Source organism: Spirosoma aureum, assembly GCF_011604685.1.
Taxonomy (GTDB): domain Bacteria; phylum Bacteroidota; class Bacteroidia; order Cytophagales; family Spirosomataceae; genus Spirosoma; species Spirosoma aureum.
Genome location: NZ_CP050063.1, coordinates 7,734,247 through 7,751,305 on the forward strand (window position 1 = coordinate 7,734,247; position 17,059 = coordinate 7,751,305).

Annotated in this window: 12 protein-coding genes; 8 read left to right on the plus strand and 4 right to left on the minus strand. The window is 49.0% G+C overall.

Going from position 1 to position 17,059, the window contains the following annotated elements; genetic code table 11:
- Window positions 1-45: 45 nt before the first annotated feature.
- Window positions 46-759 (plus strand): YebC/PmpR family DNA-binding transcriptional regulator, encoded by a 714-nt coding sequence (locus G8759_RS30935; protein ID WP_162387675.1) that lies wholly within the window; start codon window positions 46-48, stop codon window positions 757-759.
- Between the two features lie 95 nt (window positions 760-854).
- On the opposite strand, the gene G8759_RS30940 is transcribed toward G8759_RS30935, so the two are convergent.
- The 3 genes from G8759_RS30940 to G8759_RS30950 form a co-directional block, all read right to left on the minus strand.
- Window positions 855-3,767, minus strand: coding sequence for a T9SS type B sorting domain-containing protein (locus tag G8759_RS30940; RefSeq protein WP_167216921.1), 2,913 nt, complete (start codon window positions 3,765-3,767; stop codon window positions 855-857).
- 117 nt (window positions 3,768-3,884) lie between these two features.
- The gene (locus G8759_RS30945; protein WP_317166740.1) at window positions 3,885-4,943 is read right to left on the minus strand and encodes a glycosyltransferase family 2 protein; all 1,059 of its coding nucleotides are present in this window, start codon (window positions 4,941-4,943) and stop codon (window positions 3,885-3,887) included.
- 46 nt (window positions 4,944-4,989) lie between these two features.
- Window positions 4,990-6,495 (minus strand): circularly permuted type 2 ATP-grasp protein, encoded by a 1,506-nt coding sequence (locus G8759_RS30950; RefSeq protein ID WP_167216923.1) that lies wholly within the window; start codon window positions 6,493-6,495, stop codon window positions 4,990-4,992.
- Window positions 6,496-7,020: 525 nt separating this feature from the next.
- On the opposite strand from G8759_RS30950, the gene G8759_RS30955 reads away from it, so the two are divergent.
- A complete protein-coding gene (locus tag G8759_RS30955) occupies window positions 7,021-7,734 on the plus strand; it encodes a PepSY-like domain-containing protein (protein ID WP_167216925.1) in 714 nt (237 codons plus the stop codon).
- A gap of 112 nt (window positions 7,735-7,846) precedes the next feature.
- Here G8759_RS30955 and G8759_RS30960 read toward each other — a convergent pair whose 3' ends face one another.
- Window positions 7,847-8,914: an Ldh family oxidoreductase gene (locus G8759_RS30960; protein ID WP_167216927.1), complete on the minus strand. Its 1,068-nt coding sequence runs from the start codon at window positions 8,912-8,914 to the stop codon at window positions 7,847-7,849.
- A 97-nt stretch (window positions 8,915-9,011) separates the two neighbouring features.
- On the opposite strand from G8759_RS30960, the gene G8759_RS30965 reads away from it, so the two are divergent.
- The 6 genes from G8759_RS30965 to G8759_RS30990 all read left to right on the plus strand — a co-directional run bounded on the left by G8759_RS30965 (window position 9,012) and on the right by G8759_RS30990 (window position 16,930).
- The gene (locus G8759_RS30965) at window positions 9,012-9,602 is read left to right on the plus strand and encodes a hypothetical protein (RefSeq protein WP_232074015.1); all 591 of its coding nucleotides are present in this window, start codon (window positions 9,012-9,014) and stop codon (window positions 9,600-9,602) included.
- A gap of 137 nt (window positions 9,603-9,739) precedes the next feature.
- A complete protein-coding gene (locus G8759_RS30970) occupies window positions 9,740-11,002 on the plus strand; it encodes a 3-phosphoshikimate 1-carboxyvinyltransferase (RefSeq protein WP_167216929.1) in 1,263 nt (420 codons plus the stop codon).
- Window positions 11,003-11,095: 93 nt separating this feature from the next.
- Window positions 11,096-11,899, plus strand: coding sequence for a phytanoyl-CoA dioxygenase family protein (locus G8759_RS30975; RefSeq protein ID WP_167216931.1), 804 nt, complete (start codon window positions 11,096-11,098; stop codon window positions 11,897-11,899).
- Between the two features lie 533 nt (window positions 11,900-12,432).
- On the plus strand, window positions 12,433-12,777 hold the full coding sequence (locus G8759_RS30980) for a cupin domain-containing protein (protein ID WP_167216933.1): 345 nt from the start codon (window positions 12,433-12,435) through the stop codon (window positions 12,775-12,777).
- 67 nt (window positions 12,778-12,844) lie between these two features.
- Window positions 12,845-14,737, plus strand: coding sequence for a 3-keto-disaccharide hydrolase (locus G8759_RS30985; RefSeq protein WP_167216936.1), 1,893 nt, complete (start codon window positions 12,845-12,847; stop codon window positions 14,735-14,737).
- Between the two features lie 24 nt (window positions 14,738-14,761).
- Window positions 14,762-16,930: a plastocyanin/azurin family copper-binding protein gene (locus G8759_RS30990; RefSeq protein ID WP_232074016.1), complete on the plus strand. Its 2,169-nt coding sequence runs from the start codon at window positions 14,762-14,764 to the stop codon at window positions 16,928-16,930.
- Window positions 16,931-17,059 lie beyond the last annotated feature (129 nt).

Below are 17,059 nucleotides of genomic sequence, written 5' to 3' on the forward strand. Positions count from 1 at the left end.
GCATCCCGAATGCTGAAAATCGAATACCATAAACCATAAACCACAATGGGAAGAGCGTTTGAATACCGGAAAGCGCGTAAAATGAAACGGTGGGGGCAAATGGCAAAGACCTTTACCCGCATCGGAAAAGATATCGTTATCGCCGTTAAAAACGGTGGTCCTGACCCCGACACCAATGGTCGTCTGCGGGCTATTATCCAGAATGCCAAAGCGGCTAACATGCCGAAGGAAAACGTAGACCGGGCGATCAAAAAAGCCTCGTCGAAGGATCAGGAAGACTATAAAGAGATCGTTTATGAAGCCTATGCTCCACACGGCATAGCGCTCGTTATCGAAACAGCAACCGACAATCACAACCGTACGGTAGCTAACGTTCGGAGCTATCTCAATAAACTTGGTGGTAGCCTCGGCACCCAGGGTATGCTCGATTTTCTCTTCGACCGGAAATCCGTCTTTCGCATTCCGGCCGACGGTATCGATCAGGAAGAACTCGAACTGGAACTGATCGATGTTGGGGGCGATGAAATAGAATTTGACGATGAAGCGAATCAGTATGTGATCTATGGTGAGTTTACGGCGTTTGGGTCTATTCAGAAGTTTCTGGAAGAAAAAGGCTATGATATCAAACAGGCCGAGTTCGAGCGTATTCCCAATGATTACAAGGAACTAACCGACGACGAAGTTGCCGATGTAGAAAAGCTCATCGAACGTATCGAAGAAGACGATGACGTGCAGATGGTATATCACAATATGCGATAGATAAAGGCAATTCTGTAAAAAAAGTAATTGGGGTGAATAAGGTAATTGGTTTAGCCAATCCCTTACTCACCCCAATTACTTTTTCTAAGCTTAATTTATTTCATGCTGACTCCTTCGCGCAGAATCTGCACCCAACCCTTGAGCACCTGCGCCGGTGCCTCACGATCCAGCATCGCATACCGTACCGTTACCTGATAGTAGTATAAACCACTCGGCAGATCGGCTCCGTCGCTTGATTTGCCATCCCAGGCCAGGGTCGAACTCGTGCCTTCGTAAACCTTGCTGCCATACCGGTTGTACACCACCAACGCTACACCCTCCACAAATCGGGGACACTTTAATGGCTGGAAAAGATCATTCTTCCCATCCCCATTCGGCGTGAACACGTTCGGCAGAACAAAAGCCGGACAGGCATCATTACAGACTGTGTTTGAAGGCAAACTCTCCACACCCGACTTGCTGACAGCCGTCACATAATAACAACCTGCCACCGTGGTCAGATTCGTGTGGTCAAAACTCGTCGTAGGAGCGGGAATACTGGCTAGTTCGGCCGGTTTATCCTGCTGATAGCGTCCATAATACAGCTTATAGCCCACCACATTGGGATCGCAGGTGGGCCCGCTGGTAAGGGTCCAGTGGAGCTTGTTGGTAAAACTGGTTTGACCGCACAGGCTCTCACTGCTGAGGCTGGCACAGTTCAGACTATCCAGTCCCAGATTCGGCGAACAGGGCTTGGTGGTATCGCTCGGTGTGGCACAGATGATCTGACTGTAATTGATCAGTATACCCAGAGTAGCCAGTTTAGGGTCGGCATACTGGCCTCGGGTCATCACCCGATAACAGTAGCTGCTGTCGGCCGAAAGTTGACGGCTGGTATTTCCATCGGCCACAAAGGTATCGTTGCCCGTATCGGTAAAGACATAGGTCTGGGCACCCTGCACCCGCACCTCGGCGATTTTGTTAAAGGGCCCATTGGGACCGGAGCGGCTCCGATAGACGTCGTGGGTCTGGTTATCGTTAGACCAGGGCGTGTTGGCCTGCCAGCTCAGGGCGACCTGTCGCTGGGCGGGAGTAACAGCCAGGCGGATGCTGGAAGCGGGGTCAGTCACATCCAGCCGGGTGAGCTGGCCATTGGTGCCCGTATAGTAAAACTCGACCCGGTAGCGATATGCATTCGCGGTCGTATTTAGCGCACTCACGGAGCTGCCTCTGTCGACAAACACCGTATCTGCTACCCCAGCCTGGAGGTTCGTGTTGATGGTTGCGATGTTGACAAAATCAGCACCGGCCAGCCCCGTGGCTCGTTGGAGTCGGTATTGGTACGGAGCGCCTAAATCGCCGGGGTTGAGCCCCAAAGGTCGGGTCCATCGAACGGTAATCCGTCCTCGTTGTGTATCCGTGCTATCAACGGTAACCTGTGTCATCACGGGAGCCAGCAGCGGCAATTCGAGACAGGCTTCGGTAGAGACCACGCTAAGTCCGCCGTTGTTGCCAATGCCGGGATTGCTGGCTACGATCCGGTACGAATAGCTGACGCCCCGTTTGAGTGAACTGGTATCGATGTAGCTGGTCGCTGTATAGGGAATACGGGCAATCTCCTGATAGCCGTAGCTGGCGGGTAATCCAGTCGTACAACTTTGGGAGACAATAGGCGTACAGCCTTCTTTGCGATAAATGATCAGTTTAGTCGTATCACTTGCTCCGCCAATCGAAGCGATTCGCCCGCAGCTATAGGCGGTCCAGTTGAGTTGAATGGCTCGCCCAGCGGCCGTGGCCGTGGGGCGGGCTGTCAGGTTTTTGACCGACGGCGCGTAGAGTCGAATACGCAACGTAGCAAACGAAGCAAGCGAAACAGCGCCCCTACCCGGCACATCATTGACTTTGAGGGTAATATCATACGGTTCCTCCCGCGCCTGATTGCAGTTGGTTTGCCAGGAGAAAGTAGCGGTTGCAGGCTGAGCCTGAGATACACCTCCGTTGATCAGTTTAGCATATTCAGGTGGCACCAGTTGACCAGCAGGGAAAGGCTGACCATCGCTGTTCACGTTGAAGGGCCCACCAAAAGCCGTAATGATGACACGTTGACCGTCGGGGTCAGTAGCCCTGATCGCCTGTTGAATCAGCGTACCGGCTTCCACACAAATCTCGGCGCCGACAATGAGCGGGCGCTTGTTTGGCTGATCGATTACGATGATTTGCATATCGCGGGTAATCTCGCCAATCAGTACGCCATTACGCCATTCTTCAATGATAAAGGCGAAGTTAAATTGACCGGCCTGTCCAGGCGAATCCCAGCAGAGATCCCCTGTTCGGGCATCAATCGTGAAGGTTGGTGGCGTACCACCATCTTCCCTTACCGAGCTAAAATTACTGGCGGGATCAAGGTAAGCGGGAATAAATCGACTTCGGCAACTGTTGGGAATACCTTCCTGAGGCTTACTAAGCCGGTACGCCAAACTATCACCATCAGCATCGAAAGCAGCTGGGTTGTGGCAGAATTTCTGACCTACGCGAGCCGAATCCAATGGTGGGTTCAGCATAACAGGCGTTGAGTTAACTTCCAGAGCCGCATTGATCAGAATTGTTGTCGACACATAAAACGTAATCTGATCAGAGCTTCCGGCGGGAGGCAGGTTCAGGGTACCTTTGTTCCGGTTAGCGATCTGGACACCAATCGTATAAGCGCCAGGTCCTGGATAGGTATGAGTTGTCACATACGTGTTTACAGATGACGTCCGTCCGTTAATGTATCTACGCCCGGATCGCTTCACTTCTGCCTGCGTACCATCACCAAAGCAGAACGTATAGGAATTAGCATCGTCGGCAGCTGTTTTCCCCGTTACTTCGTCATAGTACGTAGTTAGGGTTATCTCATATGTTAAAGAAGCTCCGGGAAGTCGTCGGGTTGTAATTTCACCTGCCCGTACGTGCGTAGCCTGGCTGATGGTTGGCCAGAGAATAGCCCCCATAGATAGGGCAATGAGCCCAATTGTATAAACTAAACGCATAGAATTATCGCATTTCACTTACAACGAATTCAGACCCAAAAAGTATATTTCCTATTGGGCTAGAAACTGCCTGTTTTCACCTTTCGGGCAAGATTTTGTTCGTATTCTGACTTTTGATTATACTTTATAAAACCCAGGCCGGTTGAACAGGGTTTTCCAGAAAAATCGCAGAAATATACCGACTTGCTGCGTAAATGCCCGTTGATTTTCCAAATCTGCCCACGGAAGTCGCCGGTCACGCAGGTTCACCGCTATTTTCCAGGCATACACAATGGGAATCATAAGCAGATAATGCAGGATAAGCACCAGATACGCGCCAATGCCGTATTGCTTTCGAACCCATAGCAACTGCGACACCTGTATTTGTGGCTTAAATCGGTTAATATGCGTTACTACATGCTGCTGCTTATCTTCACTGCTTCCATACTCAAGATGAATAAAACTGGCATCCCGAAGTAACAGTAATCTCCCCTGCTTCCCTAACCGATAGCCCCACTCAACGTCTTCGCCGTACATAAAAAAGCTTTCGTCCAATCCGCCAGCCTGGGCAATTGTCGATGGTCTCGTCATCAGAAATGCTCCTGAAAGCCATTCAACCTGATTTGGATCAGAATACTGCGGGTCAGGAACAAGCCGCTGAAGCCACTTTTGAAAAAACGCTCCGGCGGGCAAAATATAAAATGCCCGGCGCATCTGCCCAAAGGTCGTGTATAGATTAGGTCGGAGCTGGCCATCGGCTCCTCGTTGCAGAACACTCACGGCCGCCACATCGGGTTGTTTATTCAGTACATCGACGCATCGGGCCAGTACGTTATCAGTCAGCAGAGTGTCGGAATTGAGCAATAGTACAGTTCGGGCTTTTGCCTGCTTAATGCCATAATTATTGGCCCGCGCGAAACCGGCATTATAACCCATATCGAACCAACGAACAGTCGGGTACTGTGCCAGAATAACAGCCTGACTATCATCGCCCGACTGATTATCAACAACAATAACCTCAAAATCAATACCTTCCGTATACGTATGAATTGACGCCAGACAGTTCAGAATGAGCTTAGGCGTTTTATAATTGACGATGATTATGCTTAAATCGAGCAAGACAAGTTGAATTAGCGGGGCATAAAGATAGGTATTAGTAAAAATGGAATTGGGTAACGGAGTTAATTCGTTTATCACAAATTAGCTCCGTTACCCAATTCCATGTACAAGACCCACCAGATAATCAATACAATACCCAGGTATCTTTGCCACCTCCCCCTTGCGACGAATTGACCACGAGCGATCCCTTCCGTAAAGCTACCCGTGTTAGTCCGCCTGGAATAACATTAACGCCATCGCCATAGAGAATGTAAGGCCGTAAGTCAACATGACGCCCTTCGGCATGATCGCCGACCAGACACGGCACCCGCGAAAGCGAGATCGTTGGCTGAGCGATGTAGTTTCGTGGATTTTCCTGAATTTTCTTTCTAAATAATTCGTGGTCTTCGGGCGTAGCCTTAGGGCCAATCAGCATTCCGTAGCCACCCGCTTCGTTAGCCTCTTTTACAACGAGTTGCTCAATGTTTTCCAGTACATACCGGCAGTCTTCTTCTTCGCGGCAGATGTAGGTTCTGACGTTTGGAATAATAGCCTCTTCGCCTAAATAATACTGAATAATTCGCGGTACGTAGGCATAAATAACTTTATCATCGGCAACGCCCGTTCCGGGTGCATTGGCGAGGGCAACGCGTCCTTTTTTGTAGACTTCAAAAATACCCGGTACGCCGATCATAGAATCCGGATTAAAAGCCTGCGGATCAAGGAAGGTATCGTCAATGCGTCGGTAAATCACATCCACAATCTGAAATCCCTTCGTTGTACGCATCTTCACATAGCCACCCGACACGACCAGATCACGGGCTTCGACCAATTCAACCCCCATTTGCTGAGCCAAATACGAATGCTCGAAATAGGCTGAATTGTAAATACCCGGTGTCAGAACAACAACCGTCGGATTCGGGCGATCGGCAATGTACTGAAGCATCTGAAGCAACCGCATCGGGTAATCGGATACAGGTCGAACACCCGTCTGCGTCAGTACTTCAGGAAAAGTTTGCTTCGAGAGTTCGCGATTTTCCAGCATGTACGATACGCCCGACGGACAGCGGAGGTTATCTTCCAGCACCATAAACTGGCCATCATCACCCCGGATAAGGTCCGTTCCGGTAATATGACACCAGATGCCTTTAGGTGGCCTGACACCCAGACAAGGCGGAAGAAATGACTTACTGGATTCGATCAGGTCGCGGGGAACTACACCATCATTCAGAATACGCTGTTCGTTATAAACATCGTCGAGAAACATGTTCAGCGCCTTAATCCGTTGAATTAAACCAGCTTCGAGGTTATCCCATTCAGCCGACTCGATGACTCTTGGAATAATATCAATAGGCATAATCCGCTCAGTCCCTTCGCCTTCCGAATATACATTGAAGGTAATACCCATACTCATCAGGGCGCGTTCAGCAGCATGTTGTCGACCAATGATGTCTTCACGGGTAAGTTGCTCAACCCGTTGCTGGAAAGGTGCACATCCTGCTCGAACCTGCGCCTCTCCGTCGAACATTTCATCGAAAAAATTTTCGGTTTGATAGTCGGAAAAGGTAAAATTGGCTGTGAGCTGCCCCTGCGACTGGGTCATTCCGTTGAGCGTCTGCGATTGAGATTGCGCGGTGGATTTTCGTTTCATGGAACAATATATTGCCGTTTATTTAAATGGCCAAACAGAAATGCAGTTTAGCTCACTATTCTACAAATGGAACGTAAGAAAGATCAGAATTAGCCAATACCCGTATGGAATAAGATCCCGTCCGCCTATGAATTAATGGATACGCTTATTGCCGCTAATTTGCGGCTACAGTATACGCTATTTTATAATGCCATGTTTTTCATTCGGAGGGGTGCCACGGTTTTGAACCGTGGCACCCCTCCGAATGAAAAACATAAATGTATTTATCTATACATGCGAAGTGCCTGATTTTCTTTGGCTTTCATCTGATCTGGATTCAAGCCAGGAAGATTTTGTAAGTGTATTTCCCTCAGTACATTTTAATCTCGACATGCTTTATCGCTTCATTTTGGCCCTTTTTAACATTTTTTAAGAGTCTTGCAACAGTATATCTACTTAGGGCGTATCAGCAGTAGAATTAGCGCAGGAGATAAGCTCAGGCTAGTTCACTAGTCTAACCAGTAAACAAAACCAACAACAATTTCCATGAAAACACTGCTTGTTTTCAGTTGCGTGGCTGCCCTTGCGCTAAGCCTGAACGCCTGTAACCGTAATTCTGTAGACCCAACGACGGCCGATGCCTCGGCCAGGTCGGCCTCTGTCTCCGGAACGACCGGTGGGCCTAAAAGTCTGACAGTTGTCGATGTGTCGACCTTGCCAGCGGCCATTACGACGTATATCAATACCAACTATGCGGGTGCTACGATTAAAGAAGCCAGCAAAGGCCCAGCAGGCAATTATGTCGTTGTTATTTCAGTAAATAGCACGATTAAATTGCTGGCTTTTAAAGCCGATGGGACATTTGAGAAAGTACTCGATGGAAAAGGCGGACCCATGCGGGGTGATTCTGCGCATCATCCAAAACCGGATTCGCTCCACCATCCCAAGCCTGATTCGCTTCATCACCCGAAACCAACTCCCGGTGATTCTGTACGCCATCCACGCCCTGCCCCTGGCGATACTGTTCGTCATGCCGGTCCTGGTCGGGGACCAGATGTAACGGTCGTTGCGGTATCGAGCTTACCCGCAGCCATCACAACGTACATTAATACCAACTACGTGGGTGCAACGATCGAGAAGGCTGTTCAGGAGAAAAAAAGCACGGATTATGTTGTCCTGATCAAAACCACCGACAGCAAGCATGTCGTGTTGCTCTTCGGATCGGATGGCACGTTTAAGAAAGCAGTAACTGGCAAATAGCTTCCCTTTTTGTTTACCAGAACACAGAAAGACCTGGCTTATGCCGGGTCTTTCTGTGTTAAATTTCTCTGGTTATGAAAAGTGTAAGCCCGTCTAAATCGCTCCTGTCATTTTACAGGCTCACGCCAAAACGCTCTCCTAGCTCTTCCAGGCTTTTTACGACCGGTTCCACCAGCGGAATGCCATGAACGAGCCGCTCGGCCTCCATCTCACGCTCCGGATCACCAGGAATCAGCACCCGGTGTCCTTCAATGGCTTTCGCCTGTCGGAATCGTTGAATCCAGGTATCCATATGCGTTTTAAACTCGTCGGCAGGACGGAACGCATCAATACGCATCGCTCCGAAGAAATGGCCAGTACCCTGTCCAACACCTTCGTTAGCCTGCATAAAACCAGCCGTAGCAAAAGGTGGCACCCACGGCCCGTAATTAGCGCCGGATAAGACACCCGAAAAAATATCGACAATGGCCCCCAGACCATAACCTTTATGGCTTCCATGCTCGCGATCAGTGCCTAAAGGCAATAATGCGCCCCCGTTTCGAATGGCATTGGCATCAATCGTTGTCTGCCCATCTGCGTCCTGCGCCCAACCCAGCGGAATATCCTGACCTTTTCGTTGCAGAATTTCCAGCTTTCCATATGCAACAGCCGTTGAGGCAAAATCGGCCAGAAAAGTAGGTTCTGTTGCGGCCGGAACAGCCACCGCAATTGGGTTAGTACCCAGAAGTTTATCCAGCGAAAACGTTGGCGCTACAAGTGGAGCAGCATGCGTCATAGCTTGTCCAATCATGTCGTGATCAGCCGCCAGCAGGGCGTGGTAGCCAGCAATACCGAAGTGGTTGGAATTACGGACAGCCACCCAGCCCGTTCCGGCAATGCGCGCTTTTTCAATAGCAACCTGCATCGCCCACGGCCCAACAACCAGACCAAGGCCCCGATCGCCATCAACCACGGCCGTAGACGGTGTCTCGTGCACGATTCGAATGTGAGGCTGCGGATTAATTCGGCCATGATCATAAAGCCGAACGTAACCCGGCAAACGCGCAACACCGTGAGAATCGACACCACGCAGGTCAGCACTGACCAATACATCGGTAGCTAAACGGGCATCGGCTTCCGAACAGCCGATAGCGATAAAGATTTGTTCGGTAAATGAACGGAGTTGGTTCGCAGTAATCATGGGTACAAATTAACGAAGCGAACAGGTTAAACTTCGCTAAAAATTCAGCCAAATCCTCGTCTTTTGCGTTATACCAAACAACGCCATTTACGTACGCATGAAGTCACATCACTCCCTCCTCTCCATTTCACTCTTTTTTTTGGCAGCACTCTTCAGTCGTTTTTCAGTAGCACAGCCAACCGACACACTCACAACCGAACAACTTCTTCAGCGCAAAGGAACGGCTTACTCCGCTCTGATACGCCCCTCCAGGTATCTTGCTCTGGATGTAAATCATGCTCTCGGCGGCTTTCGCAGGTATCGTTTTTTTGAGGGCGATGAACTTCACTTTAAAGCGCGGGGCGAAAAATTCAGGGAAGAACTGTATGCCGTTACGGATACTAGTTTCACGATCCTGATGGCCAACGAAGTCATGAACCGCGACGAACCCGTAACATTCCGGTTCGACGAGGTCCAAAAAATTATGCTACACCGACGAATACCTTTTGTAACGGCAGCAGGGACCATTTTCCCGCTGGCCGGGGGCGTTTATCTGATCGCCGATGTAGTCAACAACAGGCAATTGAATGCCAATGTACTCCCTGTTACCGGAGCCTTTATATTGAGTGGTATTTTGTTTCACTGGCTAAGTAATCCACACATAAAGATCAACCGAAATCATCGTCTGAAAGTCTTGCGAACGTATTAAGCCCATGAAACGTAAAGCGTAATTGGGGCCAGAAATGGTGCATGTAATTACCTCATTTCTCCTCAATTACCTCAGGCACCTGATTGCCTATCCACTTAAGTTGGCGTAACGGTTGACGATACTGTATCTTTGCAGGAATGAACGCCGTTAAACTTACTCCCCCAACTGGCCCTGTTCGGGCCACCATTCCGCTGGCTTCGTCGAAAAGCGAAAGCAACCGTGCCCTCATTATTGATGCGCTGACCAACTTTCGCTGCGATCTGCGTAATTTATCGACCGCCCGCGATACGCAAACAATGATCCGTCTGCTAAAATCAGGCGATGCTGTTGCCGATGTACTCGATGCTGGTACAACGATGCGTTTTCTGACGGCCTATTTCGCCGTAACGGGCCAGAAAAAAACCATGACCGGTACTCCCCGTATGTGTGAGCGACCCATTGGTATTTTGGTGGATGCGTTGCGGACGCTGGGAGCAGATATTACGTATCTGAAAAATGACGGATACCCACCGTTGCAGATCAATGGATTTACGCCTTCGGCCGAAGCTAAAGTAAGTATTCGGGGTGATGTCAGTAGCCAGTACATCTCGGCATTGCTGATGATAGCTCCTACCCTGCCGAACGGTCTGACGCTCGAATTAACGGGTGCTATTGGCTCACAGCCTTACATTGAAATGACCCTGGAGCAAATGGTGTATTTTGGTGCTGACGTTGAAACCGATTGGGATAAAAAGACCATTACGGTTAAGCCAAGCCCCTACACCCCAAAATCTTACACCATTGAATCGGACTGGTCGGGTGCCAGTTACTGGTACAGCGTTGAAGCGCTCGCTCTGGACGAAACTGCTGAACTTGAATTGATAGGCCTGAAAGCGAAATCACTACAGGGCGACAGCGCTATTGTTGAAATTATGCGGCCATTGGGCGTCGAAAGCACCTTTACCGAAACCGGCGTTCAATTGACCAGACGACCAGCCGAAACAACACTTGCCTGGGACTTCACCCATTGCCCCGATCTTGCCCAGACCGTTGCTGTCTGTGCTGCCATGAACGGTGTTGTGCTGACGCTGACAGGTGTTGAAAGTCTCAAGATTAAAGAAACAGACCGCATAGCTGCCTTGCAGGCCGAATTACAAAAAATCGGGGCCGAATTGGTAGAAATTGAAGCCAATCATCGGTATGAGGTTAGGCGATCGGGTTCCGTTTATCAATCACCAGCCACCATCGAAACCTATGACGACCATCGTATGGCTATGGCCTTCGCACCAGTGGCCATGCAGCAGGAGGTCGTGATTGAAGAACCGGGTGTAGTGGCCAAATCATACCCTAGTTTCTGGGACGATATGGCCCGGATTATATCGGTACAGGAAATACAGGCAGGCACTAACGTTGTCGGATAATTCCAAACTTAGGTTCGCCGTAGTTAGTTTATGTGGCATCATTTATGATAAACTGACTACTGAAAGCGGCACAACAATAACTACAAACAAACCATGACGCGTCGGGAGCAATTTGAACAGCAGGGCTATCTGATTGTTCGTAATGTATTTACAACCGAAGAAGTTACCCAACTACGACAGGCCGCTTACGATCATCGTGACCAGCAGCAAAAAAAAGGTTTAGTTGCTCAGGTCAAACAAGCCTCGTCGATAAAGGGCGACCTGCTTAGCAAAGACGGTCTGGGGTGGGTTCTTTACGACCCACGAATTGTAACAATTGCCACAGAATTGCTGGGCGATACCCCTGTCTACTTTTCCGACAGCACCTACCAGATTGGAACCGGCACCCGAGGATTCCACCGGGATAACATTGATCGCCATCAATTTGGTCAGGGAGCCGATTGGGAAGGTACATATCCGCTCATTCGTTTCGGCATTTATTTGCAGGACCATGATACGTATAGTGGTGGTATCCGGTTTAAAACAGGCAGCCACCAGGCGGCAGATGGAACTGATGTTTTTGCCGACACGCGCGCTGGCGATATTGTCGTCTGGAATATGCGTACACTGCACAGCGGCAACGCCCGACGAATGAAATTATTTAACAATTTACCCTTACATGTTGGCCTGGAAAATCGCCTGCCGGATTTTTTGTTTCGCGAACAGCAGGGGGAGCGTATATCGCTTTTTTTCAGCTATGGTTTGACCGGTAAACACCTCGATCGATACCTGGAACAACACCTATTGAAACGGGCCGACATGCAGGATAATATCCGACTATCTGACTATACACCGGAGACGCTGGAGAACGCCAAACGGAATAAGATTGATGTCCTGGAGGTTAAAAAGTTATTATAAATACTTAGCAAAAAATTAACATAAGTTCGCCTGATTAAAAACCTGGTTTTGCCCTATTTTTATCGACTTTGCATTCATTATCAATCAGATAAAAAAATTAGTTAGGCTCTGGTAAGTCTAATTATTTTATAACTTAGCCGATGGCATTGGGGCATATACGAATTTCCAACTTACAATTTGCTACGTTAAGTAATTTTTAAGTCATAAATAGCGTTAAATAAAAAATAACTCACCAACTTTGTGGTGTGAATTGACATTAGTCCTTTGGGAATTTTAGTGTTTCCCGGACTAACAAAGAAATTGCTAGTTTTAGCATAACGATCCTTTACAAAGGGAAGGTTGAACATCAAGATTCAACGGCCGCCCGGTCGTTGGTCTTGAAATGGTGTGGATAGAAGCGGAAAGCCGCCCCGATTTTCGGGACGGCTTTTTTGTTTTTAATCGGACAGACGAAAAACCGAATTAACTTGCTGAATAATTCAGTCTAGAAGTAGATTTATTTACATCAAACCTCTTACCAGAAAAAATTGGCAATGACAGAAACATCATTCGCTACTCGTTTTGTAGATGACCAGACTATTCCTTGGGAATCGGTTGCCGAGGGCGTCAAACGTAAAATCATGACTTATGACACCAACCTGATGATGGTGAAAGTTGCCTTTGAAACGGGTGGCATTGGCACTCCTCATGAGCATAGACATACCCAGATGAGCTACATTGAGAGTGGTGCTTTTGACATTACCATAGCTGATGAAACAAAAACTCTCCGTACGGGCGACGCCTATTATATTCCGCCGGATATCCGGCACGGAGCCGTCTGTGTAGAAGCAGGTGTTCTGGTCGACGTCTTTACTCCCATGAGAGAGGATTTTGTCTAGTAAATATGTGTTATAGAACGGGCTATAAGACTCGTTCGACTATTCAATCAATTTTTTATAACAAATCATGCAACGCCCTCTTTGTTGTCTGCTCCTGTGCTTACTGTTTTACGCGGCTAGTGTATCGGCGCAGAAACCTGAATTACCTTATACAACAATTAACTTCCAGAATCTGAACGACTTTAAACCAACTGGCAGCAACTGGAAACTCGCCGGTGACGTTTTCTACGATCTCAATAAGAGCGGAGGTGGAAGCGTCAAATCAGGAACGGGTATACTGGTCAATGATCTTTCCGGGAAAAGCAAAGATCATCTGTTCACCAAAATGGAACACGGCGATATTGAACTGGAACTGGATTTCATGATGGAGAAAGGGTCCAACTCAGGCATCTACCTACAAGGCCGGTACGAAATTCAGTTGTTCGATAGCTGGGGTGTGAAAGTGCCGACGCCGGTCGATTGCGGTTCCATTTACGAACGCTGGGACGAAAGCCGACCCGAAGGCCGAAAAGGCTATGAAGGTCACCCTCCCGCCCAGAATGTCAGCAAAGCACCGGGTTTGTGGCAACATTATAAAATTGTATTTCGCGCACCCCGTTTCAACGAAAAAGGCGAAAAAATTGCCAACGCCCGTTTTATTAAAGTGATTCAGAATGGGGTAACCATCCACGAAAATATTGAAGTAACCGGACCAACCCGATCGGCGGCTTTTCAGGATGAAAAACCCATGGGCCCGCTCATGATTCAGGGTGATCATGGTCCGGTAGCCATTCGTACTATTAAATATAAAGCCTATGCCATTGAGCCCGTTGCGCTAACTAAATTACAGCTGAGCGCATACGATGGTAAATTCAAATCTGTTGATGAGCTGGCTTCGCTTACACCGAAACGGGAAATGCCGATCGATGTACTGGCCCATCTGGCACCTGGCAGTAAGGACAATTTTGCGGGCAAAATTACGGGTACAATTCATATCCCCCGCTCGGGCGAATACCTGCTCAACCTGAACCTGCGCTGGATTCCGGCAGAGGTTAACCCGAACGTCCGGAATGGAGCTGGCGAATTGAAAATCGCGGGTAAAAAACTCCTTACGATTAATACTGAAGATGGTGGTACGGCATCGACAAAGGTAAATCTGGAGGCAGGTGATTATCCGCTTGAACTATCTTACTACAAAAACTTTGGCTTATGGTATGCCCGAAGCAATGATATTCTCTTATCTGTTGAAGGACCTGGATTTCAGTATACAACCCTGAATCAAATTATCCGGGCTGAAGATCCGGTTAGTGAAATCTCATTGCTGGCCAGGAGCGAACCCGTTATGCAGCGAGGCTTCGTCAACCACCACGGCCTGAAACATACGCATACCATATCGGTTGGTGAGCCAGGTGATGCCAACTATACTGTCGATCTTGCGAAAGGAGAATTTCTGCAAATCTGGCGGGGCGATTTCCTGGAAACAACGCCCATGTGGCACGGCCGGGGCGAAACACAGCTTTCGGTTCCGTTGGGCAGCGTAATCGAACTTTCGGGTAAGCCTTCACTTGCCTGGCTGGCAGACAAAAATGCAGCCTGGCCCGACTCCAATGCTACCTATTCAAACCTGGGCTACGACATCGACAAATCAGGGCGTCCTGTTTTCAAATACACGCTGGGCACGGCAAGCGTACGGGAGTCATTTGCGTCAACCGATGAAGGCCGAAAGTTATCGCACACATTTACAGTGGCTCCCGGAACGACTGTTGCCGGGCAGGGAATCTGGTGTCGAATCGCATCGGGAAGCGATATTACCGAATTACCTAATGGTATGTATGCGATTAATGACAAGCAGTATTTTATTGAGCTTCCCGGTAAAGAAAAACCGGTTATTCGCACTACTGCCGCAAACACCAAAGAGCTGTTAATGTCGATAAACGCAACGAATAATACGGGCACGGTCACCTATTCAATTGTCTGGTAAGCGCTCAACTTCCCGAAAAACAAGATGAAAGCATATACTCATAATCTCAATTCACGGGCTCTAACGGCATTGGTTGTGGCCAGCGTGGCCTGTTTAAGCCCTTTATCGAGCTGGGCGCAGATCCAATCCAAAACCGGACAGCCAGTTAGTTCAAGTAGTAAGCAACCGGCTCCAGCCCCCAAAGGTTTAGCGAAAGTTGAAGCTGATCCGGAAAAAGAGGATGATTTTTATAAACTGATTTCCCTGCCCGTTCCGGAAGATATCATTCTGGAGGTAGGCGGTATGGCCACGTTGCCCGACGGAAGTCTGGCCATCTGTACCCGACGGGGCGAAGTCTGGATCGTATCGAATCCATACATAAGTGGAACTGAACGGCCAACCTACAAGCGGTTTGCTTCTGGGCTGCACGAGCCCCTGGGACTTGCCTATAAAGATGGAGATATCTACGTAACCCAACGGAGCGAACTTACCCGTTTGCGGGATACGGACGGCGACGGGCGGGCTGATTCGTACGATAAAATTTTCTCCTGGCCATTGTCGGGTAACTATCACGAATATTCGTACGGTCCAACATTCCTGCCGAATGGAAACATGCTGGTTACGCTAAACGTAGGCTGGAGCAATAGCCTGGGGCATGGCGTTAGTCTGGTTCCCTGGCGTGGCTGGACGCTGGAAATTACGCCAGATGGAAAAATGATGCCTTTTGCCGCCGGAATGCGGTCGCCGGCTGGTTACGGCATGAATGCTGCGGGTGATTTCTTCTACACCGAAAATCAGGGCGACTGGGTTGGCTCAGGCCGTATTTCACGGGTAGAAAAAGGCGATTTTCTGGGCAATGCCGAAAGCCTTCGCTGGACAGGGTTGCCGGGATCTCCGCTAAAACTGAAGAAAGATGAAGTGCCAAACACGGGCGAACCTTTATATGATGTGGCCAAACGCGTACCAGCCCTGAAGGCTCCGGCAGTATGGTTACCGCATGGTATTCTGGGCATATCGACATCGGGGTTCATGAGCGACAATACGAACGGGAAATTTGGGCCTTTTGCCAACCAGGTATTCGTTGGCGACCAAGGACAAAGTATCCTGTCACGGGTTGATTTCGAAAAAGTTAAAGGCGAATATCAGGGCGTGGTTTTCCCGTTCCGCGAAGGTTTCTCGTCGGGCGTACTGCGTATGGCATGGGGGCACGATGCCTCTATGTTTGTGGGCATGACCAGCCGGGGGTGGTCTTCGACCGGGAAGGAGCTTTATAGCCTGCAACGCGTTGTCTGGACGGGTAGAACACCCTTTGAAATGAAGACTATTCATGCGATGCCCGACGGTTTTGAGATCGAGTTTACGGCTCCTGTCGATCCTGAGCTTGCGGCCAATCCTGAGTCTTATAAAGTTACTGGCTTCAATTATAAGTATCACGCTACCTATGGTAGTCCGGTCATTAACCGGGGCGGTTGCCCAATTCGGGGTATTGTCGTATCAAAGGATGGGCTGAAAGCACGGCTGGTGATCGATAGTCTCCGATTAGGCTATATTCATGAGATTACAACACCGGGTGTTCGTTCGGCAACCGGCCGGGCTTTGCTGCATAATGTCGGCTATTACACCCTCAACAACATACCGGACGGCGAAAAGCTGGCCATTGCAGCCGCTGCGCCAAAGCACGATCATTCCGATATGGCTATGGCATCTACGTCATCGGCACCACCGGTCAGCACAAAGTCGACTAGCCCGAAAGGGAAACCCGTGACTAAAGCGGGGGCTGCCAAAACGGCTGTCAGCAGTGCAGCCAAGCGGGTAACGGAAATGCCGGCGTCGTGGGGAGAACCCGATTATACGATCACGATCGGTACTAAACCAGGGCTTAAGTTTGCTCCTGAGCAGTTTCAGGTAAAAGCAGGTAGTAAGGTCCGCGTTGTCTTCAACAATGAAGATGACATGCTCCATAACTTCGTGGTAGTAACACCCGGCACAGCAGTTCAGGTTGGCGAACTGGCTATGAAATTAGGCCTTGAAGGGCAGGAGAAAAACTACATTCCGCAGTCTGACAAGGTTTTACATCATACCAATCTGCTTCAGCCCAACACAAACGAGACGATTTACTTTATCGCTCCCGATAAACCCGGCGACTATACATATGAGTGCTCAGTACCAGGGCACTTTTATGTCATGCAGGGTAAGATGAAAGTTGTCAAATAAAGTTCCTGTAAAAAAGATGTAGCGTAGGCAGCAATCTGCCTGGCCGTAAATCAAGTTGTAAAGAAAAAGCGTTTCGCTACAGCTTCCCCCTACGGTCAGGCAGATTGCCATCTACGCTACACTTATAAA

What these genes read in the sequence shown, in the direction of transcription:
- G8759_RS30935 (WP_162387675.1), top strand. Translation starts at nt 46, where the DNA reads ATGGGAAGAGCGTTTGAATACCGGAAAGCGCGTAAAATGAAACGGTGG.
- G8759_RS30940 (WP_167216921.1), bottom strand. Translation starts at nt 3,767, where the DNA reads ATGCGTTTAGTTTATACAATTGGGCTCATTGCCCTATCTATGGGGGCT.
- G8759_RS30950 (WP_167216923.1), bottom strand. Translation starts at nt 6,495, where the DNA reads ATGAAACGAAAATCCACCGCGCAATCTCAATCGCAGACGCTCAACGGA.
- G8759_RS30955 (WP_167216925.1), top strand. Translation starts at nt 7,021, where the DNA reads ATGAAAACACTGCTTGTTTTCAGTTGCGTGGCTGCCCTTGCGCTAAGC.
- G8759_RS30960 (WP_167216927.1), bottom strand. Translation starts at nt 8,914, where the DNA reads ATGATTACTGCGAACCAACTCCGTTCATTTACCGAACAAATCTTTATC.
- G8759_RS30965 (WP_232074015.1), top strand. Translation starts at nt 9,012, where the DNA reads ATGAAGTCACATCACTCCCTCCTCTCCATTTCACTCTTTTTTTTGGCA.
- G8759_RS30970 (WP_167216929.1), top strand. Translation starts at nt 9,740, where the DNA reads ATGAACGCCGTTAAACTTACTCCCCCAACTGGCCCTGTTCGGGCCACC.
- G8759_RS30975 (WP_167216931.1), top strand. Translation starts at nt 11,096, where the DNA reads ATGACGCGTCGGGAGCAATTTGAACAGCAGGGCTATCTGATTGTTCGT.
- G8759_RS30980 (WP_167216933.1), top strand. Translation starts at nt 12,433, where the DNA reads ATGACAGAAACATCATTCGCTACTCGTTTTGTAGATGACCAGACTATT.
- G8759_RS30985 (WP_167216936.1), top strand. Translation starts at nt 12,845, where the DNA reads ATGCAACGCCCTCTTTGTTGTCTGCTCCTGTGCTTACTGTTTTACGCG.
- G8759_RS30990 (WP_232074016.1), top strand. Translation starts at nt 14,762, where the DNA reads ATGAAAGCATATACTCATAATCTCAATTCACGGGCTCTAACGGCATTG.